Origin of the sequence: Xylophilus sp. Leaf220 (assembly GCF_001421705.1) — a bacterium.
Lineage (GTDB): Bacteria > Pseudomonadota > Gammaproteobacteria > Burkholderiales > Burkholderiaceae_C > Xylophilus.
This window is the reverse complement of record NZ_LMKO01000022.1, coordinates 379,774-400,485: the sequence shown is the minus strand read 5'-3', so window position 1 is coordinate 400,485 and position 20,712 is coordinate 379,774. Positions and strand designations below refer to the sequence as shown.

The window sequence follows — 20,712 nt, the reverse complement described above, 5'->3', positions numbered from 1 at the left end:
TTCATTTAACGCGCAAGGTCAGCCGAACGCCGGCGCCATTACGCCCACCGACGCGCCGGCCCGCACGATGTCGTCCCAGGTCTGCGCATCGACCGCGATGCCGTTCTGCCGCCGCTCAGCGCGGCAGGCACGCTCCGGCTCGCCCGCCACCTGGACACCGGTGCTGCCCGGGCCGGCGGGGCTCTGGCGCAGCCAGTCGACGAAGGCGCGGGATTCGGCGGCGAAGCTGTCGGCGGTGCCGAGCTTCTGCGGGTCGATCAGTACCGTCAGCATGCCGTTCAGCACCGCGCTGGTCTTCACTGCCGGCTGGTGCCAGGTGCCGCCGCCGCTGAGCGCACCGCCCAGCAGTTCGCAGGCGACGGCCAGGCCGTAGCCCTTGTGCTCGCCGAAGGTCATCAGGGCGCCGAAGAGGCCGCTGGGCGGCTGCGGCACCACCACCACGCCGGGGTCGTCGGTGGGCGCGCCCTGCGCGTCGATCAGGTAGCCGGGCGGCACCCGCTCGCCCTTGTTGTGGGCGACGCGCATCTTGCCCTGGGCGACGCGGCTGGTCGCGAAATCGAGGACGAAGGGCGCATCGCCCGGCAGCGGCACGCCGATGCAGCACGGGTTGGTGCCGAAGCGCCCGTCGCCGCCGCCCCAGGGCGCGACCACCGGCCGCGACAGCACGTTGACGAAGTGGATCGACACCAGCCCCGCGGCCGTGGCCTGCTCGGCGAAATGCCCGATGCGGCCCAGGTGGTGGGCCTGCGCCAGCGACACGATGCAGCTGCCGTGCGCCAGCGCCCGCTCGATGCCCAGCGCCATCGCCTGCGGGCCGACCACCTGGCCGTAGCCGCGCTGCCCGTCGAGCGCCAGCAGGCTTCCGGTGTCGGCCCGCACCGCCACGCCCTGGTTCGGCCGCAGCCCGCCCTCGGCCACCGCCGCCACGTAGCGCGGCACCATGCCCACGCCGTGGGAGTCGTGCCCGCTCAGGTTGGCCAGCACCAGGTTGGCAGCGACCTGTTCGGCCTCGGCCGGCGTGCTGCCGTTTGCTATGAAAATGCTAGCTACAAAGGATTGCAGGCTGTAGGCGCCAAGCAGTTTTTCCATAAAGTCTCCTGGTGGGGGAAGGGCAGGGCCGCGACGCGCCCGCGGAGCGTGCGGCAGGTCGCTGTCGCGAACCGGTGCGTCGATGATGCCCCCGCCGGGGCCGCCCGCCTGTCGCCCGTCCGGCAGCAGGGCAAACCCGCGGTCGCGGCCGGAATCTGTCGGCGGGGGCTTGCCGTCCCGCACTTTTCCTGCAAAATAGCACGACCGTTCGTTTTATTCCCATGGCACCTACCTCACCCCTTTCCCTGGCCTCCGATGCCGCTGCGCCGTCCGTGGGCGCCACGGCGCGGGACAGCCGCGTGTCGCAGAAGGGCCAGCAGACCAAGGCCACCATCGTCGATGCGGCGCTGGGCCTGGCCACCCAGATCGGGCTGGAAGGCCTGTCGATCGGTGCGCTGGCCGAAGTGACGCAGATGAGCAAGTCGGGCGTCTTCGCCCACTTCGGTTCGCGCGAAGAGCTGCAGATCTCGGTGGTGCGCGAGTACCACACCCGCTTCGAGGCCGAGGTGTTCTACCCGGCGCTGAAGGAGCCGCGCGGCCTGCCGCGTCTGCGGGCGCTGTTCGCCAACTGGATGCGCCGCACTTCGGCCGAGATCGATTCGGGCTGCATCTACATCAGCGGCGCGGCCGAGTTCGACGACCGGCCCGGCCCGGTGCGCGACGCGCTCGCCAGCTCCGTCAAGACCTGGCTGCGGGCGCTGCACCGCGCCCTGGTGCAGGCCAAGCAGGCCGGGCACCTGCGCGCCGACGCCGACGAGGAACAGATGGTCTTCGAGATCCACGGCCTGATCCTCGCGCTGCACTACGAGGCGCGTTTCCTGCGCTCGCCGCGCTCGCTGGCGCGGGCGCACGTCGGCTTCGACAACATCCTGCTGCGCTACGGCACCCCGCCGGTGCAGCCGGCCTGAGTTTCGTTTCTTCCCCCACATCCCACCCTTCTCCTGGAGACCCCATGCCGATCTATTCGCCCCCGCTGCGCGACATGCAGTTCGTCCTGCACGAACTGCTCGACGTCACCGAAGAATTCAAGGCGCTGCCGCAGCATGCCGAGGTGGATGCCGACACGCTGAACGCGGTGCTGGAGGAGGGCGGGAAGTTCGCGGCCGAAGTGACCTTCCCGCTGAACCTGTCGGGCGACGAGGAGGGCTGCACCCTCGACAAGACGACCCACGAAGTCACCACGCCCAAGGGCTTCAAGGAGGCCTACAAACAGTACGTGGAAGGCGGCTGGGCGGCGCTCTCCTGCGACCCGGCCTACGGCGGCCAGGGCCTGCCCTTCGTGGCCAACCAGTGCTTCTACGAGATGATGAACTCGGCCAACCAGGCCTGGACGATGTACCCCGGCCTGTCGCACGGCGCGTACGAGGCGCTGCACGTGCACGGCACCGAGGAGCAGAAGAAGCTCTACCTGCCCAAGCTCACCAGCGGCGAATGGACCGGCACCATGTGCCTGACCGAGCCGCACTGCGGAACCGACCTGGGCCTGCTGCGCACCAAGGCCGAGCCGCAGGCCGACGGCAGCTACCGCATCACCGGCAACAAGATCTTCATCAGCGCCGGCGAGCACGACATGACCGACAACATCGTGCACCTGGTGCTGGCCCGCCTGCCCGATGCGCCGGCCGGCAGCAAGGGCATCAGCCTGTTCGCCGTGCCCAAGTTCCACGTCAACGCCGACGGCTCCCTGGGCGATCGCAACCCGATCTACTGCGGCGGCCTGGAGCACAAGATGGGCATCCACGGCAACGCCACCGCGCAGATCGTGATCGACGGCGCCACCGGCTCCCTGGTGGGCCAGCCCAACAAGGGCCTGGCGGCGATGTTCGTGATGATGAACGCCGCCCGCCTGGGCGTGGGCAACCAGTCGCTCGGCCTGACCGAGGTGGCCTACCAGAACGCGGTGGCCTACGCCAAGGACCGCATCCAGATGCGCAGCCTCTCGGGCACCAAGGACAAGAGCCAGCCCGCCGATCCGATCATCGTGCACCCCGACGTGCGCAAGATGCTGCTCACCGCCCGCGCCTATGCCGAAGGCGGCCGCGCCATGGCGACCTACTGCGCGCTGCTGCTCGACAAGGAGATCCACCACCCCGACGAGAAGGTGCGCAAGGACTCGGCCGAACTGGTCGCGCTGCTGACGCCGATCGTCAAGGCCTTCATCACCGACAACGCCTGGAACGCCACCACCCAGTGCCAGCAGGTCTTCGGCGGCCACGGCTACATCCACGAATGGGGCATGGAGCAGTTCGTGCGCGATGCGCGGATCAACATGATCTACGAGGGCACCAACACCATCCAGTCGCTCGACCTGCTGGGCCGCAAGATCCTCGGCAACAACGGCGCGTCGCTGAAGAAGTTCGGCAAGCTGGTCGCCAAGCTGGTGGAGGAGGAGGGCGTCAACGAGAAGATGGCCGAGTTCATCAACCCGATCGCCTACCTGGGCGACCAGATGACCAAGTTCACCACCGAGATCGGCTTCAAGGGCTCGCAGAACCCCGACGAGGTGGGCGCCGCCGCGGTCGATTACCTGCGCGTCGCGGGCCACCTGGTGTTCGGCTATTTCTTCGCCCGCATGGCGCAGGTGTCGCTCAAGAAGATCGCCGAGGGCAGCACCGACACCTTCTACCTGGCCAAGCTGCAGACCGCGCGCTTCTACTTCGCCAAGCTGTTCCCCGAGACCGCCACGCTGATGCGCACCGCCCGCGCCGGCGCCCGCCCGCTGATGGACACCGACGCGGTGTTCGCCTGAACTTCCAGCAAAAAGGTCCGGAGGCCCTCATGAATTATCGGCATCTAGCTATTGTTTTGGTAGCGATCGCGGGCGCGGCGCAGGCCCAGGCGCAGACCGGCCCGGTCGGCACCTGGCGCACGGTGGACGAAAAGACCGGCGAGCCGAAGTCGCAGGTCGTCATCACCGAGCAGGGCGGAGCGCTCGCCGGCCGCGTGGCCCAGGTGCTGCGCAAGGACGCCGACCCGGCCGCCCGCTGCACCGAATGCACCGACGATCGCAAGGACAAGCCCATCGTCGGCCTGGACATCATCCGCGGCGGCCAGAAGGCGGCCGACAAGGCGGTGTGGGAGGGCGGGAAGATCCTGGACCCGGAGAACGGCAAGGAGTACCGGGCCAGCTTCACCCCGATCGACGGCGGCGCGCGGATGGAAGTGCGGGGCTACCTGGGGCCTTTCTGGCGGACGCAGGTGTGGCAACGCGTGCCTTGAGGCGCATGACCGACGCTCCCGGTCTTGCTCTTTCTCCCTCTGGGAGAAGGTTGGGATGAGGGCCGCGCAACGCTTGCAGATGGCGGTCGCCATGCCGGACGGGCGCCCTCACCCTCTCCCTCTCCCAGAGGGAGAGGGAGCGAAACCCCGCCGGGGCAGCGTGCCTCCATAAAGAATTAAGGATCACAAGAACATGACACGATTCCAGGTAAAGAAAGTCGCCGTGCTCGGCGCGGGCGTGATGGGGGCGCAGATCGCGGCGCATCTCGTCAACGTCGGGGTGCCGGTGGTGCTGTTCGACCTGCCGGCCAAGGACAAGGACGGCAACACCGCCCAGGGCGCGGCCAAGAACGGCATCGTCGCGCGGGCGGTCGAGGGTTTGAAGAAGCTCAAACCCGCGCCGCTGGGCGTGGCCGAAGACGCCGTGCTGATCGGCCAGGCCAACTACGAGGACGATCTCGGCCAGCTCGCCGACTGCGACCTGGTGATCGAGGCGATCGCCGAGCGGCTGGACTGGAAGCTGGCGCTCTACGAGAAGATCGCGCCGCACGTCGCCCCGCATGCGATCCTGGCCTCGAACACCTCGGGCCTGTCGATCACCAAGCTGAGCGAGGCGGTGCCCGAGGCGCTGCGCCACCGCTTCTGCGGCATCCACTTCTTCAACCCGCCGCGCTACATGGCGCTGGTGGAGCTGATCGCCACGCCCACCACCGACGCGCAGGTGCTGGACGACCTGGAGACCTTCGTCACCCGCGCCCTCGGCAAGGGCGTGGTGCGCGCCAAGGACACGCCCAACTTCATCGCCAACCGCGTCGGCATCGCCGGCATGCTGGCGACGTTGAAGGAGGTCGAGAAGTACGGCCTGACGCCCGACGTGGTCGACGACCTGACCGGCAAGAAGCTGGGCCGCGCCAGCAGCGGCACCTTCCGCACCGCCGACGTGGTGGGCCTCGACACCCTGGCCCACGTCGTGAGAACCCTGCAGGACAACCTGAGCGCCGACGCGAGCGCAGGGGCCACGAAGTACGACCCGTTCTACGGCAGCTACGGCACCCCCGCGGTACTGGCCAAGCTGCTGGAGATGAAAAATCTGGGCCAGAAGACGAAGGCCGGTTTCTACAAGAAGGGGGGCCGCGACATCCTGCGCTTCGACCTTGCCGAAGGCGACTACGTGCCCGGCGGCGCCAAGGCCGACGAGGTGTACGGCCGCATGCTGAAGAAGCCCGCCGCAGAGCGTCTGCGCCTGCTGCGCGACAGCGAGGGTGCGCAAGGCAAGTTCCTGTGGGCGATCCTGCGCGACGGCTTCCACTACGCCGCGGTGCACCTGGCCACCATCGCCGAGAGCGCCCGCGACGTCGACCTGGCGATGCGCTGGGGCTTCGGCATGCAGCAGGGCCCGTTCGAGCTGTGGCAGGAGGCCGGCTGGCTGGACGTCGCGAAGATGGTGCAGGAAGACATCGACAAAGGCGAGGCCCTGTCGTCCGCGCCGCTGCCGCAGTGGGTGTTCGAAGGCCCGGTGGCCGAGGCCGGCGGCGTGCACACGCCGGCCGGCTCGTGGAGCGCGGCAGAGAACCGCTTCGTGCCCGTGCGCCGCCTGCCGGTGCACGCCCGCCAGCTGTTTCCCGAGACCGTTCGCGGCAGCGGCGCGCCCACCGTGGCCGAGGCCGGCACCACGATCAGCGACGACGGCGACGTGCGCGTCTGGACGCTGGGCGAATCGGCTGGCGACCCGTCGCGCGGCCGGGTGCTGATCGCCAGCATCCACTCCAAGATGCACGCGATCAGCCCCGACGTAGCCGAGGCGCTGACCGCCGCGGTGGAACTGGCCGAGCGCGAGTACGACGCCCTGGTGATCTGGTCGCCCGACGAGATGTTCTCGGTCGGCGCCGACCTGCAGGCCATGCTGCCGGCCTTCGTGGTCGCCGGCGTCGATGCGATAGAGGGCGCCGAGCAGGAACTGCAGAACACGATGCTGAAGATCCGCTACGCCGGTGTGCCGGTGGTGTCGGCGGTGCGCGGCCTGGCGCTGGGCGGCGGCTGCGAGCTGGCGGTGCACTCGGCCCGCCGGGTGGTCGCGATGGAGAGCTACATCGGCCTGGTCGAGGTCGGCGTGGGCCTGGTGCCCGGCGCCGGCGGCCTGGCCTACATCGCCCGCCGCGCGGCAGAGAACGCGGCCGCCTGCACCGGCAGCGACCTGCTGCCCTTCCTCACCGAAGGCTTCACCGCCGCGGCGATGGCCAAGGTGGGCACCAGCGCGCTGGAGTCGAGGAAGTTCGGCTATCTGCTGGAGAGCGACATCGTCGTGCCGCACAAGGACGAGCTGCTCTACGTCGCCCTCACCGAAGCCAAGGCCATGGCCGAGGCCGGCTGGCGCGCGCCGCCGAGGCGCCGCTTCAAGGTCGCGGGCCGCAGCGGCGTCGCCACGATCAAGGGCCAGCTGGTCAACATGCGGGACGGCGGCCTCATCAGCGCGCACGATTTCCATATCGCCGGGCTGATCGCGCACGTGGTCTGCGGCGGCGACGTGGATGCCGGCACGCTGGTGACCGAGGAGTACCTGATGGCGCTCGAACGCAAGGCGTTCTGCTCGCTGATCGTGCACCCCAAGACGCAGGAGCGGATCATGGGAATGCTGAGCACGGGCAAGCCGGTGAGGAATTGAGCTGCACCCCTCCTTCCCCCTCTGGGGGAAGGCCGGGATGGGGGCGCTCCCGCCCTTGCACTGGAACGCCATGCAAAACCAAGCCACACCCAACGCCCGCACCCATGCCAGAACACTGCGCCGCGAGATGACCGACGCGGAGCGCAAGCTCTGGAGCGGCCTGCGCGCCGAGCAATTGGGCGTGAAGTTCCGGCGACAGCACCCGCTGGGCGGGTACGTCGCCGATTTCGCCTGCCTCGCGCCCAAGCTGGTCGTCGAACTCGACGGCTCGCAACACCAGGACCAGCAAGGGTACGACGCACGGCGCGATGCATTCTTTCGTTCACAAGGCTTCGACGTCCTGCGTTTCGCATCGAACGATCCGTTTCACAACTTCGATGGGGTGCGCCGGGCGATAGCCGACCGGCTCGCGACACTGACGGCGGCGGCCCCCATCCCAGCCTTCCCCCAGAGGGGGAAGGAGCAAGATCCTCCAGGAGAATCCGCATGAGCAGCAAACAAGTCCAAGACGCCTACATCGTCGCCGCCACCCGCACGCCGATCGGCAAATCGCACCGCGGCTTCTTCCGCAACACCCGGCCGGACGACCTGCTGGCCACCACGCTGAAGGCCGCGCTGGCCCAGGTCCCGGGGCTGGACCCGGCGGCCATCGAGGACATCGTCTGCGGATGCGCGATCCCCGAGGCGCAGCAGGGCCTCAACGTGGCCCGCATCGCCGCGGTGCTGGCGGGGCTGCCGACCAGCGTCGGCGGCATCACCGTCAACCGCTTCTGCGCGTCGGGCCTGTCGGCGGTGCAGATGGCTGCCGACCGGATCCGCGTGGGCGAGGCCGAGGTGATGATCGCCGCCGGTGTCGAGAGCATGAGCATGGTGCCGATGATGGGCAACGCGCCGTCGCTCTCGCCCTCGATCTTCGCGCGCGACGGCGACGTGGGCATCGCCTACGGCATGGGCCTGACGGCGGAGAAGGTGGCGCAGCAGTGGAAGGTGTCGCGCGACGCGCAGGACGCCTTCGCACTGCAGTCCCACCGGCGCGCGCTGGCCGCGCAGGCCGCGGGCGAGTTCGCCGACGAGATCACCCCGATCGAGGTGACCGACCGCACGCCCGACCTGGACACGGGCGAAGTGACCGCCAAGACCCGCACCGTAAGCCTGGACGAAGGCGCACGGCCCGACACCAGCCTGGAAGGCCTGGGCCGGCTGCGCACCGTGTTCTCGGCGCGCGGCACGGTGACCGCCGGCAACAGCTCGCAGACCTCCGACGGCGCCGGCGTGCTGGTGCTGGCCAGCGGCGCGGCGGTGCAGCGCTTCGGCCTGACGCCGCTCGCGCGCTTCGTGAGCTTCGCCAGCAAGGGCGTGCCGCCCGCGATCATGGGCATCGGCCCGATCGAGGCGATTCCGGCCGCGCTGCGCTACGCCGGCCTGCAGCAGCAGGACATCGACTGGTTCGAGCTGAACGAGGCCTTCGCCGCGCAGTCTTTGGCGGTGCTGAACACGCTGGGGCTCGATCCGGCCAAGGTCAATCCGATGGGCGGCGCGATCGCGCTGGGCCATCCGCTGGGCGCTACCGGCGCGATCCGCGCGGCGACGGTCGTGCATGCGCTGCGCCGCAAGCAGCTCCGCTACGGCATGGTCACGATGTGCGTCGGCATGGGCCAGGGCGCGGCCGGGATCTTCGAGCGGGTGTGAGCGGTAGTCTTCAAAGAAAAAAGGGCTGTAGCCGGCTCTGTACGCCGGCTAATAGCTATTAATTCGATAGCAATGTGCGCACGGAGCAGGCACGACGCCGCAGCCCGCGTCGCCGATACGACTGCCGCCGCACCGCCACCCTTCCACACTCGCAGGCCATGACGCACCACCCCTTCGACGCCGCGCTGCAACTCGAACCCGCCGGCGAGCACCGCTGGCGCGGCGTGCCCAGCGCCGGCTACTGGAACATGGTCGGCCCGTTCGGCGGCACCACGGCCGCCGTCGTGCTGCGGGCGATCCAGTCGCATCCGCAGTGCCTGGGCACGCCTCTGTCGCTGACCGTCAACTTCGCCGGCCCGCTGGGCGCCGCGCCGTTCGAGATCGAGGCGGTGCCGGTGCGCACCAACCGCTCCACCCAGCACTGGAGCGTCACCCTCACCCAGCCGGGCGAGGACGGCGCGCCGGCGGTCGCGACCACCGCCACCGCCGTCACCGCGGTGCGGCGCGACACCTGGGGCGCCTGCGACATGCCGATGCCGCGCGGCGTGCCCGCACCCGACGCGGTGGCGCCGATCACCGCCTTCTCGGGCGTCGAATGGGTGCGCCGCTACGACATGCGGCCGCTGGTGGGCGCGGTGCCGCAGGCCTGGGACGGACAGGGCGACGACAGCCTGTCGCGCCTCTGGGTGCGCGACGCCGAGCCGCGGCCGCTGGATTTCTGCTCGCTCGCCGCGATCGCCGACGTGTTCTATCCGCGGGTGTGGCTGCGCCGCGCGACCCGGGTGCCGGCCGGCACCGTGTCGATCACCGTCTACTTCCACGCGGGCGAGGCCGAACTGGCCGCCATCGGCACCGGCCACCTGCTGGCCCAGGCGCGCGCCCAGGCCTTCAGCCGCGGCTTCTTCGACCAGACGGCCCAGCTGTGGAACCAGGTGGGCCAGTTGCTGGCCACCACCCACCAGATCGTCTATTTCAAGCAGTAGGGCGCGGTGCGCGCTACCCTTTCGCACTGCCCGACCCCCAAGGAGACCCCATGAGCGACATCCTGATCCACACCGAAGCGGGCGTCACCACGCTCACCCTCAACCGGCCCGACAAGAAGAACTCGATCACCGGCGCGATGTACACCACGCTGGCCGAGGCGCTGCAGGCCGCCGATGCCGACACCGCCGTGCGGGTCGTGGTGCTGCAGGGCGACACCGCCGTCTTCAGCGCGGGCAACGACGTCGGCGACTTCTTGGCCGCGGCCTCGGGCGGCGCGGCGGCGCAGGGCGAAGGCTCGTCGCCCGCCTTCGCCTTCCTGCACGCGATCGCCGGTTTTTCCAAGCCGCTGATCGCCGCCGTCTGCGGCCCGGCCGTCGGCATCGGCACCACGATGCTGCTGCACTGCGACCTGGTCTACGCCGGCGACAACGCCGCCTTTTCGCTGCCCTTCGTCAACCTGGGCGTCTGCGCCGAGGGCGGCTCCAGCCTGCTGCTGCCGCAGATGTTCGGCTACCACCGCGCGGCCGAGGCGCTGCTGCTGGGCGAGCCCTTCATGGCCGAGGCCGCGCTCGAAGTGGGCCTGGTCAACCGCGTGGTCCCGCCCACCGAGGCCAACGGCATCGCCCAGGCCCAGGCCAGAAAGCTCGCCGCCAAGCCGCTCAGCGCCCTGGTCGCCACCAAGCGCCTGATGAAGCAGGGCCAGGCCGCCCTCGTCGCCCAGCAGATCCGCGACGAAGGCGCGGTGTTCGGACGCATGCTGCAGGAGCCGGCCGCCAAGGAAGCGTTCGGTGCGTTCATGGCGAAGCGCAAGCCGGATTTCAGCAACTGCTGATCGCGCGGTCAGCCCGCGATGAACAGCGCCGGGTCCACCATCGCCCGGTTGAGCATCACCGACCAGTGCAGGTGCGGCCCGGTCACCCGCCCGGTGGCGCCGACCGCGCCCAGCCGGTCGCCCGCCTGTACCCGGTCGCCGGGCCGCACGTCGATCGCGCTCAGGTGGCAGCCCATCGTCAGCAGGCCGCCGCCGTGGTCGAGCCATACCGTGTTGCCGTTGAAGAAGTAGTCGCCGGTGTCGAGCACCGTGCCCGCCAGCGGCGCCAGCATGGGCGTGCCGGTGGGCGCGGCGATGTCCATCCCGCTGTGCGGATTGCGGGCCTGCCCGTTGAATACCCGGCGCAGGCCGAACGAGCTGGAGCGGCGGCCGGGCACCGGCACCCGCATCTGCAACTCGCGCGGCAGCGGCTCGGTGAAGCTGGCCATCACCGTCGCGAGGTGGGCACGCTCCCGCTCGTAACGGGCCTGGTTCTGGGGCGAGAGGTCGACGGTGCCGGGTGCGACTGTCAGCCGCTGCTCCACGTAGCGCTTCGGCGCGATGCGGTAGGCGATACGCCGCGCCGCCGTGCCGGGCGCGTCGGCCACCGCGATCTCGGCCGCACCGGGCGTTGCCGCCAGCGGAATGCCGACGAGCGCGGTCCACTCGATCGGATCGCCCACCACCAGCAGCGGAACATCGCCGCTGTGGGCCACCGGCCTTGCGGCCGCGGGGCCGAGCGAGAGGCGGGCGACACCGCCGGGCACCGCGGAATCGCGGGGCCAGACGCTAGGGTCTGCCGCGGCGAGCGCGGCGGTGCGGGCGAAGAGGGCGGTCGGCACCAGCAGGCCCGCGGCGGCAAGGCGCAGCGCGGCACGGCGGTGGAGGGGCAGGGCAGGCGAATCGGTCATGCCCGCAACATACAGGCAAATGCCGCCCGCGCCAGCCGCTACACCCCGGCCTGCTGGTGCCGCCACTCCTGCGTGCGGCCGCCGTAGCCATAGGCCGCGGCACGGGCATCGACCAGGTGGATGTACGAGGTCTCGTGCAGGCCGGGCAGCAGCCGCGCCATGGCGGCATGCACCTCGCGCAGGTAGCGCGCCTTCTCGGCCTTGGTGTTGGTCTCGTCGGTGATGCTGATCGCGAGGTCGAAGGCGCTGCCGCCGATCTCCGACAGCGGCCGTCCGGCGATGAACCAGTCTTCGTCGGCCACCGTCTGCACGGTGGTGGACATCACGGCGGGCTGCTTGCCCAGGATGCTTTCGGTGAGCGCGTTCACCGCGTGCACCACGCCGCGGACGACGTCGGGGTTGCGGATGCCGGAGAGCTGCATGGCGATGTGGGGCATGGCGGGGTCCTGGAACGTGGTGGAGAGAGCGCAATTCTGGGTCACCGGATCGCATCGGAAAAGCCGGAAGATATGATGCGATCCATCGTTTAATCGAATGGATGGGCCGACCGATGCAGGGATTCGATATCGAGCAGCTGCGCACCTTCGTCGCCGCGGTGGATGCCGGCAGCCTCACCGCCGCGGTGCCGCTGCGCTTCCTGTCCCAGTCCTCCCTCAGCGAGCAGCTGCGCAAGCTGGAGGAGCGCGCCGGGCAGCGATTGCTGCTGCGCGCCCGGTCGGGCGTGCAGCCCACGACAGCCGGCACGCGGCTGCTGGTGCATGCGCGGCAGATCCTGGCGCTGTCGGACACCGCCTGGCGCGACATGCACGGCGCGCCGGTGGCGGGCGAGCTGCGCCTGGCCATCACCGACTACTTCCGTCCCTCGGAGCTGACCCGGCTGCTCGCACGCCTGGCCGCGCGGCATCCGCAGGTGCGGCTGCATGTGCGCATCGACAAGAGCGACGCGATCGAGGCGGCCCATGCGCGGGGCGAGGCCGACATCGCGGTCACGATGCGCATCGCCGATGCGTCCAACCGCCGCGGCGGTGGCGCAACGCTGCTGCGCCGCGAACCGCTCGCCTGGGTGGGCGCGCCGGCGCTGCGCCGCGGCAAGGGCGAGGTGCTGCGCCTGGTGGCGCTGGAAGAGGCCTGCGCGCTGCGGCGCTTCGCGGTGGCCCTGCTGGCGCGGCGCAGGATCCCGTACGTCGTGGCCCACGTGGCCTCGGGCGTGGCCGGCGTGCAGTCGGCCGTCGCGGCCGGCCTGGGCGTGGCCTGCCTCAACGCGTCGGCCTGGGCCGAAGGCGGCGCGCAGCTCGCACCGGTGCGGGGCCTGCCGGCGCTACCGCAGGTCGTGTTCCGCATGCTGCCGGCGCACAAGGAAGAGGGCGCGGTGGTGGTCGCGATGCGGCAGCTGGTTGCCGAGGTGCTGGCCTGACGTCGGACGCGGACGGGGCCGCGCCGGGCGGTCGGCGTACGTGTCGGCGGTGTTCGCGCTTGTAGGATCGGTTTCCCGCCAACCCCTCCCTTTCGCTCGCCCATGGTCTCTGCAACCCGTGTCGACAATTACCGTTGCACCATGCCGCACAGCATCCGCTGCACGCCTGCGGTCCGCGACGTGCCAGCCGCCCGCGGGCCCGGGCTCCCATGAGTCGCCTCGCTTCTACCCTGGCCCGCCTGCGTGACGGTGCCTTCGCCACGCCGGTCCTCGGCGTCATCCTGCTCGCCATCCGCAACTACGTGCTGCACCAGAGCGCCAACCAGGCGGGCAGCATGGCGTTCTCGTCGGTGCTGGCGATGTTCCCGTTGCTGCTGCTGGTGTCGGCCGCGGCCGGCTACATCGGGCAGCCGGGCGACGCGGCGGCGATGGCGGGGCGGGTGATGGGCTATGCGCCGCAGGTGGTGCGCGAGGCCTTGCAGCCGGTGATCGACCAGGTGCTGGCGCAGCGCAACCAGGCGCTGCTCACCATCGGCCTGCTGGTCACGCTGTGGACGGCGTCGTCGGGCATGCAGGCGGTGCGCACCGCGCTCAACCGCTCCTACGGCATCGAGCGCGGCCTGCCGTTCTGGAAGGCGCGGATCAAGGTCACGCTGTTCACCGTGGTGGTGGGCGGCGGCGTGGTGGCGGCGTTCAGCTCGGTGATCGTGATGCCGTATCTCTGGCGGCTGGTCGATGCCAACGCCACCGGGGAGGAGGCGCTCTGGCTGCGCAACAGCGTGCGCTACGGCGTCGCCTTCCTGGCGCTGACGGTGCTGTACGCGCTGCTCTACGGCTGGCTGCCCGACGTGCGCCAGCGGCTGCGCACGGTGATTCCCGGTGCCATCGTCGGCGCGGCCCTGTGGGTGGGCGCGGCGGCGACGCTCTCGACCACGCTGCGCTCGGCCGGCAAGCTGGCGCTGGTGTACGGCAGCTTCGCCGGCGTGGTGGCGACGCTGGTGTTCCTCTACATCAGCGCGACCACGCTGATCTTCGGCGCCGAGATCGGCGCGGTGCTGCGCGAAAGGGCCGATCCGTCCGAGCCCGCACCGGAAACCGCATCGCCAACCGACCGGACGGCCGGCGCTTCTTAACTTATGCCGCCGCCGGTATAACCGCGGCTCTACAGTCCGTTTCTTTTTCTTCGGCACGGGAGCGATGCACATGGGTTGGACACGACGACAGGCGGTGGCGGGCATGGCCGCATGGGCGGCGGCAGCGGCGGGCCATGCCCAGGGGCCGGCCGACATCGAAGGCGGCACGCTGCGCATCGTGGTGCCGTACCCGCCCGGTGGCGGCACCGACCGCGCCGCGCGCCTGCTGGCCGATGCGCTGCAGCCGCTGCTGGGCGCCACGGTGATCGTCGAGAACCGAGTCGGCGCCGGTGGCCGCCTAGCGGTGCAGCAGGTGCACAAGGAGCCGGCCGCGCGCAACGTGCTGCTGCTGGCCAACCCGGCGCCGATGCTGGTCGCGCCGCTGCTGGTCAAGGAAGACGGCTACGACGTGGCGCGCGACTACCGTGCGCTGTCGGAGGTCACCCGCTATGCCTTCGGCGTGGCGGTGGGCCCTGCGGTGCCGGTGAAGGAGTTCGGCCCGCTGCGCGGCTGGATGCAGGCCAACCGCGACAAGATCACCGTCGGCGTGCCGGCCACCGGCAGCCTGCCGCACTTCTTCGCGCTGATGCTGGCGCAGCAACTGGGCATCGAGATGCCGGTGGCCGGCTACCGCGGCTCGGCCCCGCTGGCCAACGACCTGATGGGCGGCCACGTGCCGCTGGCGGTCGACACCATCGACGCGCTGGAGCCGCTGCACAAGGCCGGCAAGCTGCGCATCCTGGCCAACTCGGCCGAGCGCCGCAGCACCACCCTGGCCGACGTGCCCACCTTCAAGGAGGTCGGCCTGAAGCTCTCGGCCGTCGGCTGGAACGTGCTCTACGCCCCGTCGGCCATGCCGCCCGAGCGCGCCGCCCGCATCGGCGACGCGGTGCACCGCGCGCTGTCGGACCCGGCGGTGCGCAGCCGCTTCGCGACGGCCGAACTGGAGGTGATCGGCAGCACCCCCGCCGACACCCAGAAGATGCTGGCCGGCTACGCCGCGCAGTGGACGCCGGTGATCCAGGCATCGGGCATCAAGATGTGAGGAGTTCGAGCTAGGTCATTTGCTACGAAAACGATAGCTGGTGGCCGGCGTGGTTCGCCGGCTGCAGGCCTTTTCTTTCCGAAGGTCCGATGCTGTTGATCGGTCGCCCGTGGAGCGCTGCAGCGAGGCGCCCGGCGCGGTCCGGCTTTAGCTCTGGACCCAGGGGCCCGGGTTTGGCAGACTGCGTCCGGCCCGAGCCCTCCCCACCACGCACCCACCACCTGGAGCACCGCCATGTCCCGCCTGATCTTCGTCAACCTGCCGATCCGCGATATGGCGCGCAGCCGCGCCTTCTTCGAGAGCCTCGGCTTCGCCTTCAACCCGCAGTTCACCAACGACCAGGGCGCCTGCATGGTGGTGAGCGAGAACCACAACTACGTGATGCTGCTGGTCGAGCCGTTCTTCCAGACGTTCACGCCGGGCAAGAAGATCGCCGACGCCACGGCCACCACCGAGGTGCTGGTCTGCCTGTCGTGCGAGAGCCGGGCCGAGGTCGATGCCCTGGTCGCCAAGGCGCTGGCGGCGGGCGCCACCGCGCACAAGCCGCCGCAGGACATGGGGTTCATGTACGGGCACGGCTTCACCGACCTCGACGGCCACATCTGGGAGCTGATGTACATGGACATGTCGGCGGTGCCGCCGCAGCCCTGACGGGGTAGGCCGCCGCGCGGCAGGCCGCCGGCGGCCGCCCTGCGCGGCGCCCGGGCCGCACCGGCATGGCTGCTAGCCCTGCGGCTGCGCCGCGGCAGGCTCTGCGATCCGCGCGGCCAGGTGGGCCAGCGCTTCCTCCACCTGGTCCACCAGCACCAGGCACAGGTCGCCGGGCACCAGGCGGGCCAGGGCGGTGTCGATCGCGACGAACTCGCCGCGGATCTCGTCCACATGCCGGGTGCGCGCGGCGCCCTGCAAACCTTCGCGCAGCAGGGCCATCACCTCGCCGTCGGCCCGGCCGCGCTGGGCGGCGTCCTGGTAGAGCAGCACGTCGTCGAAGGCCGCGCCCAGGATCGCGGTCTGCTCGCGGATGTCCTCGTCGCGGCGGTCGCCGGCGCCGCTGATCACCACCGAGCGGCGGTTCGCCGGCATCGCCTCGACGGCGGCCACCAGGGCCCGCATCGCGTCGGGGTTGTGGCCGTAGTCGGCGATTACCGTGGCGCCGCGGTAGTCCATCACGTTGAAGCGACCCGGCGCGTTGCTGCTGTCGTTGACGAAGCTCGCCAGGCCGCTGCGGATCACGTCCCAGCCCAGGCCCAGGGCCCAGCAGGCGGCCACCGCGGCCATCGCGTTCTCGACCTGGAAGCCGATCGCGCCGTTGCGGGTGAGCGGAATGTCGCGCAGCGGCACCGTCTCGCGCCACATGCCTTCGGCGGCGACCAGCGTGTCGGCATCGACGTACACGGTGCGCTTGCCCTGGGCCCGGTGGGTGGCCATGGTCGGCTTGTGGCGGTCGGCGCCGAAGAAAATCACCTCGCCGGGGCAGGTGGGCGCCATCGCCACCACGATCGGGTCGGCGGCGTTCAGCACTGCATAGCCGCCGGGCGCCACGTTCTGCACCACCACCCGCTTGATGACCGCCAGGTCCTCCACCGTGGTGATGTAGTTCAGGCCCAGGTGGTCGCCGGCGCCCACGTTGGTCACCACCGCCACCTGGCAGCGGTCGAAGCCCAGGCCCTCGCGCAGCACGCCGCCGCGGGCCACCTCGAACACCGCCGCGTCGGCATGGGGGTGCAGCAGCACGTTGCGGGCGCTCTTCGGTCCGCTGCAGTCGCCGCTGTCGGTCTGGCGGCCGTCGACGTAGACGCCGTCGGTGTTGGTCATGCCCACCCGCAGTCCGCTGGCGGCCACGATATGGGCGATGAGGCGGGTGGCGGTGGTCTTGCCGTTGGTACCGGTGACGGCCACCACCGGGATGCGCCCGTCGTCGCCAGGCGCGAACAGCTCGCCGATCATCGCGTCGCCGATCGCCCGCGGCTTGCCGTAGGAGGGCGATGTGTGCATTCGCAGGCCGGGCGCGGCGTTGACCTCGACGATGCCGCCGCTCTGCTCCTCGAGCGGCTTCAGCACCGTCTCGCAGACCACGTCGACGCCGCAGATGTGCAGGCCCACCATCTGCGCCGCGGCCACGGCGCGGGCCGCGACCTCGGGGTGCACGTCGTCGGTCACGTCGGTGGCGGTTCCGCCGGTCGAGAGGTTGGCGTTGTTGCGCAGCACCACCCGCTGGCCGCGGGCCGGCACCGATTCGGGCAGCAGGCCCTGGGTGGAGAGGCGCAGCACCGCGATGTCGTCGAAGCGGATCTTGGTGAGCGAGGTGGCATGGCCGTCGCCGCGGCGCGGGTCGCGGTTGACCTCTTCGACCAGCTCGCGCACCGTGTGGGTGCCGTCGCCGATCACCTGCGGCGGGTCGCGGCGCGAGGCGGCGACCATCTTGTCGCCCACCACCAGCAGCCGGAAGTCGTAGCCGGGCAGGAAGCGCTCGACGATCACGTCGCCGTATTCGGCCGCGGCCTTGAAGGCGATGTCCATGTGGTCGCGGTCGACCAGGTTGACGGTGACGCCCTTGCCCTGGTTGCCGTCCTGTGGCTTGACCACCACCGGCAGGCCGATCTCCAGCGCCGCGGCCCAGCCGTCCTCGGCCGAGGTGGCGGGCCGGCCCCGGGGCACCGGCACGCCGGCCGCGTGCAGCAGGGTCTTGGTCAGGTCCTTGTCCTGCGCGATCGATTCCGACACGGCGCTGGTGGTGTCCAGTTCGGCCGCCTGGATGCGGCGCTGCTTGGAGCCCCAGCCGAACTGCACCAGGCTGCCCTGGGTGAGGCGCCGGTACGGAATGCCGCGGGCCACGCCCGCCTCGACGATGCAGCCGGTGCTCGGGCCCAGACGCTCGGATTCGTCCAGCTCGCGCAGTTCGGCGATGGCGGCCTTCACGTCGAAGGCGGTGTCGGCGATGGCGGCCTGTACCAGGGCATGGGCCAGCGCGAAGGCGCGGCGGCCGACGGCCTCTTCGCTGTACTGCACCACCACCTGGTGCACGCCGGCGTCGGTCGTGTCGGCGGTGCGGCAGAAGGTCACCGGGCAGCCGGCCTCGGCCTGCAGGGCGAGCGCCGCGGCGCCCATCACCGAGGCGAGCGACACCGGCCCGCCGTGGCCCGCGTGGCGCAGCGCGCCGATGGCCGGGAACAGCGCCCGGGCCCGGGCCTCGAAGCCCGGCACGTGGGCGATGGTGCTGCGGTCGGGCGGACAGGTGACGATCGCTTCGATCGAGATGTGGCGGCTCCAGAGGTTCGGGCCGCGCAGCGCGCGAATGCGGGAGATTTCCATCGTGAATTGCTTTCGGGGCGGTCGGTGCGGGGAGCGCGCGGGGTCGGCAGCGGCGGCGGGGTCAGGCAGGTACGGCGTCGGCGGCCATGGCGGCCATGGCGGCCACCAGCGGCACGCCCGGCTCCTGCTCGAATGCCTCGATGCCGGCGCCGATCAGGCCGGGCGCGATGCCCAGCGCCCAGGCGGTGGCCACCGCGGCCAGGATCGCCTCGTCGGGCAGGGCGCCGAAGCGGGCGCGCCAGGCGTCGAGCGGGCCCAGGCCCGACAGCGGCACGTCCTGGCTGTCCGACACCAGCGCCACCCGGCCCTGGCGCAGCACCACCGCACGGCCGCCGGCGGCGCAGTGCGCTGCCAGCGCCGGGGTGGCCGGGTCGCAGGCGTACAGGATCACCTCGCCGTCGCAGAGCGGCGCCAGGTCGGCCACCTGCGGCACCGCGGCGTTGAGCACGCCCACGCCGTCGGCCAGCACCACGTCGATCTGGGTGCGCAGGGCCTTGCGCATGTGGTCCTCGGTGTGCACGTCGTAGAAGGCGAGGGCCTCCATGCCGTCGAAATCGGTCACCACGCCCACCTGGCAGCGGTCGTAGGCCAGGCCGTCGCGCAGGATGCTCTCGGCCGGGTTCTCGATCACCGCGACCTGCACCGTGCGGTTCATCAGCAGCTGCTCGCCGGCGCGCCAGTGGCGGCTGTCGGCCGCGAGGAAGCGGCGGCGGTCCAGGAACAGGCCGTCGCGGCAGGCCAGGCCGGTCGCCCGGCCGTCCAGGTGCGCCAGCCAGGCGACCAGCCGGCCGATGGCCGCGGTGTGCCGGGTGCCGGCGATGCCGACCAGCGGGATGCGGCCGGTCTCGCTCTCGGAGAACAGGTGGTCGCAGATCGCGCGGCCCACCGGGCGCGGCTGGCCCTGGGTGGGTTTCAGGTGCATCAGCAGGCCGGGGCCGGCGTTCACCTCGACGATGGCGCCCGCCTGGGCCTGCAGCGGCTGGCGGATGTCGCGTGCCACCAGATCGATGCCGGCGATGTCCAGGCCCACGATGCGGGCAGCCAGCGCCACCGCGTGCGCCACCTCGGGGTGGACCTCGTCGGTGCAGTCGATCGCCATGTTGCCGGTGCGCTGCACCGTCACCCGGCGGCCCGCCTCGGGGATGCTGTCGGGGGCGAGGCCCTGGCGGTGCAGCTCCAGCTGCACGCCGCCGTCCTGCACGTCGATGGTGGTCAGGGGGAACTGGTGCTCCCAGCCGCGCCGCGGGTCGGTGTTCATCTGCACGTCGATCAACCGCGCCACGGTCGAGACGCCGTCGCCGGTGACGGCCACCGGCTCGCCGCGGGTGGCGGCCACCACCTTGCCGCCGACCACCAGCAGCCGGTGCTCGTAGCCCTCGATGAAGCGCTCGACGATCACGCCGCTGCCCTCGGCCTCGGCCAGGGTGAAGGCGGCCTCGATGTCGGCCTGCTGCCGCAGGTCGAGCGTCACGCCGCGGGCGTGGTTGCCGTCCGAGGGCTTCACCACCACCGGCAGGCCGATCTCCTGCGCCGCCTCCCAGGCGGCGGCGGGCGTCTCGACCAGGGCGCCCTCGGGCACCGGCACGCCGCAGGAGGCGAGCAGCGACTTGGTCAGGTCCTTGTCGGCGGCGATGCTCTCGCCGATGGCGCTGGTGCGGTCGCTCTCGGCGGTCCAGATGCGGCGCTGGCGGTTGCCGTAGCCCAGCTGCACCAGGTTGCCCGGGTTCAGGCGGATGTGCGGGATCTTGCGCTCGTTGGCCGCGGTGACGATGCAGTCGGTGCTGGGGCCGAGGAAGGAGCGGTCGATCTGCTTGCGCAACCGGCCGACGGCGGCCTGCACGTCGAACGGCAGGTCGTTGATCGCGGCCATCAGCAGCGCCATGCCTTCTTCCAGCGCCACCCGGGCGCTGGCCTCGTCCTGGGCGCGGAACACCATGCGGTAGACGCCGCTGGTGGTGGTCTCGCGCGTCTGGCCGAAGGTGGTGGGCATGCCCGAGAGGTTGAGCAGCTCGATGATCACGTGCTCCAGCACGTGGCCCATCCAGGTGCCGCCCTCGAGCCGCTGCAGGAAGCCGCCGCGCTCGCCGACGCCGCAGGTGTGCTCCACCATCCCCGGCAGCCAGCCGGTGATGCGGGTGTTGAAGCCCGGCAGGGTGTGCGAGGGAAACTGCTCCAGCTCGCCCAGGTCCAGCCAGACCTCCAGCACCTCGCGGTAGGTCCAGATGTTGGAGCCGTGCAGGTAGTTGACGCGGAGGATGCGGATGTCGTTCTTCGGTTGCATAGGCCTATGGTCGGCAGCGGAGGCCGTGATTGTCAACGACGCCATTCTGCGTGCCCTGCGGCGGCAGGGTCGTCGGATGGTGGGAAAACCGGTCGATGCCCTGCTGCGACAGGGGGAGATTGGGTCAGAATCGTACGGTGCAAAAACCAGACCCTGTCGATG

Annotated in this window: 17 protein-coding genes; 12 read left to right on the top strand and 5 right to left on the bottom strand. The window is 70.9% G+C overall.

Features of this window, described 5'->3' with window-relative positions; translation table 11 throughout:
- Positions 1-18: 18 nt before the first annotated feature.
- On the bottom strand, positions 19-1,089 hold the full coding sequence (locus ASE76_RS13810; protein WP_055840411.1) for a malate/lactate/ureidoglycolate dehydrogenase: 1,071 nt from the start codon (positions 1,087-1,089) through the stop codon (positions 19-21).
- Between the two features lie 221 nt (positions 1,090-1,310).
- Between ASE76_RS13810 and ASE76_RS13805 the strand changes: the two genes are divergently transcribed.
- The 8 genes from ASE76_RS13805 (at position 1,311) to ASE76_RS13770 (ending at position 10,475) form a co-directional block, all read left to right on the top strand.
- The gene (locus ASE76_RS13805) at positions 1,311-1,997 is read left to right on the top strand and encodes a TetR/AcrR family transcriptional regulator (RefSeq protein ID WP_055840410.1); all 687 of its coding nucleotides are present in this window, start codon (positions 1,311-1,313) and stop codon (positions 1,995-1,997) included.
- A 44-nt stretch (positions 1,998-2,041) separates the two neighbouring features.
- Positions 2,042-3,838, top strand: coding sequence for an acyl-CoA dehydrogenase C-terminal domain-containing protein (locus ASE76_RS13800; RefSeq protein ID WP_055840407.1), 1,797 nt, complete (start codon positions 2,042-2,044; stop codon positions 3,836-3,838).
- A 29-nt stretch (positions 3,839-3,867) separates the two neighbouring features.
- Positions 3,868-4,308 (top strand): DUF2147 domain-containing protein, encoded by a 441-nt coding sequence (locus ASE76_RS13795; RefSeq protein ID WP_055840405.1) that lies wholly within the window; start codon positions 3,868-3,870, stop codon positions 4,306-4,308.
- 193 nt (positions 4,309-4,501) lie between these two features.
- Positions 4,502-6,970, top strand: coding sequence for a 3-hydroxyacyl-CoA dehydrogenase/enoyl-CoA hydratase family protein (locus ASE76_RS13790; RefSeq protein WP_055840403.1), 2,469 nt, complete (start codon positions 4,502-4,504; stop codon positions 6,968-6,970).
- A gap of 70 nt (positions 6,971-7,040) precedes the next feature.
- A complete protein-coding gene (locus tag ASE76_RS13785; RefSeq protein ID WP_055840520.1) occupies positions 7,041-7,460 on the top strand; it encodes an endonuclease domain-containing protein in 420 nt (139 codons plus the stop codon).
- On the top strand, positions 7,457-8,659 hold the full coding sequence (locus tag ASE76_RS13780; protein WP_055840401.1) for an acetyl-CoA C-acyltransferase: 1,203 nt from the start codon (positions 7,457-7,459) through the stop codon (positions 8,657-8,659). The genes ASE76_RS13785 and ASE76_RS13780 overlap by 4 nt, the downstream gene beginning before the upstream one ends.
- A gap of 158 nt (positions 8,660-8,817) precedes the next feature.
- Positions 8,818-9,642 carry an acyl-CoA thioesterase II gene (locus tag ASE76_RS13775; protein ID WP_055840399.1) on the top strand — a complete coding sequence of 275 codons (825 nt, stop codon included), beginning with the start codon at positions 8,818-8,820 and terminating at the stop codon, positions 9,640-9,642.
- 50 nt (positions 9,643-9,692) lie between these two features.
- Positions 9,693-10,475: an enoyl-CoA hydratase gene (locus ASE76_RS13770; RefSeq protein WP_055840397.1), complete on the top strand. Its 783-nt coding sequence runs from the start codon at positions 9,693-9,695 to the stop codon at positions 10,473-10,475.
- A gap of 8 nt (positions 10,476-10,483) precedes the next feature.
- On the opposite strand, the gene ASE76_RS21230 is transcribed toward ASE76_RS13770, so the two are convergent.
- The gene (locus ASE76_RS21230) at positions 10,484-11,365 is read right to left on the bottom strand and encodes a M23 family metallopeptidase (RefSeq protein ID WP_082448494.1); all 882 of its coding nucleotides are present in this window, start codon (positions 11,363-11,365) and stop codon (positions 10,484-10,486) included.
- Between the two features lie 38 nt (positions 11,366-11,403).
- Positions 11,404-11,802, bottom strand: a complete 399-nt coding sequence (locus tag ASE76_RS21225; protein WP_055840396.1) for a hypothetical protein — start codon at positions 11,800-11,802, stop codon at positions 11,404-11,406.
- Between the two features lie 113 nt (positions 11,803-11,915).
- Here ASE76_RS21225 and ASE76_RS13755 point away from each other — a divergent pair, with 113 nt between their 5' ends.
- The 4 genes from ASE76_RS13755 (at position 11,916) to ASE76_RS13740 (ending at position 15,608) form a co-directional block, all read left to right on the top strand.
- Complete coding sequence (locus tag ASE76_RS13755) at positions 11,916-12,779, top strand: LysR family transcriptional regulator (protein ID WP_055840393.1); 864 nt, start codon at positions 11,916-11,918, stop codon at positions 12,777-12,779.
- Between the two features lie 209 nt (positions 12,780-12,988).
- Positions 12,989-13,912, top strand: coding sequence for a YihY/virulence factor BrkB family protein (locus ASE76_RS13750; RefSeq protein WP_055840391.1), 924 nt, complete (start codon positions 12,989-12,991; stop codon positions 13,910-13,912).
- A 70-nt stretch (positions 13,913-13,982) separates the two neighbouring features.
- Positions 13,983-14,957: a tripartite tricarboxylate transporter substrate-binding protein gene (locus ASE76_RS13745; protein ID WP_201781867.1), complete on the top strand. Its 975-nt coding sequence runs from the start codon at positions 13,983-13,985 to the stop codon at positions 14,955-14,957.
- A 234-nt stretch (positions 14,958-15,191) separates the two neighbouring features.
- Positions 15,192-15,608: a VOC family protein gene (locus ASE76_RS13740; RefSeq protein ID WP_055840386.1), complete on the top strand. Its 417-nt coding sequence runs from the start codon at positions 15,192-15,194 to the stop codon at positions 15,606-15,608.
- A gap of 72 nt (positions 15,609-15,680) precedes the next feature.
- Here the strand turns inward: ASE76_RS13740 and cphA (ASE76_RS13735) are convergent, their stop codons facing one another.
- Both cphA (ASE76_RS13735) and cphA (ASE76_RS13730) read right to left on the bottom strand, forming a co-directional pair.
- A complete protein-coding gene (gene cphA / locus ASE76_RS13735) occupies positions 15,681-18,269 on the bottom strand; it encodes a cyanophycin synthetase (RefSeq protein ID WP_055840384.1) in 2,589 nt (862 codons plus the stop codon).
- Between the two features lie 61 nt (positions 18,270-18,330).
- Complete coding sequence (gene cphA / locus ASE76_RS13730) at positions 18,331-20,550, bottom strand: cyanophycin synthetase (RefSeq protein WP_055840383.1); 2,220 nt, start codon at positions 20,548-20,550, stop codon at positions 18,331-18,333.
- Positions 20,551-20,712 lie beyond the last annotated feature (162 nt).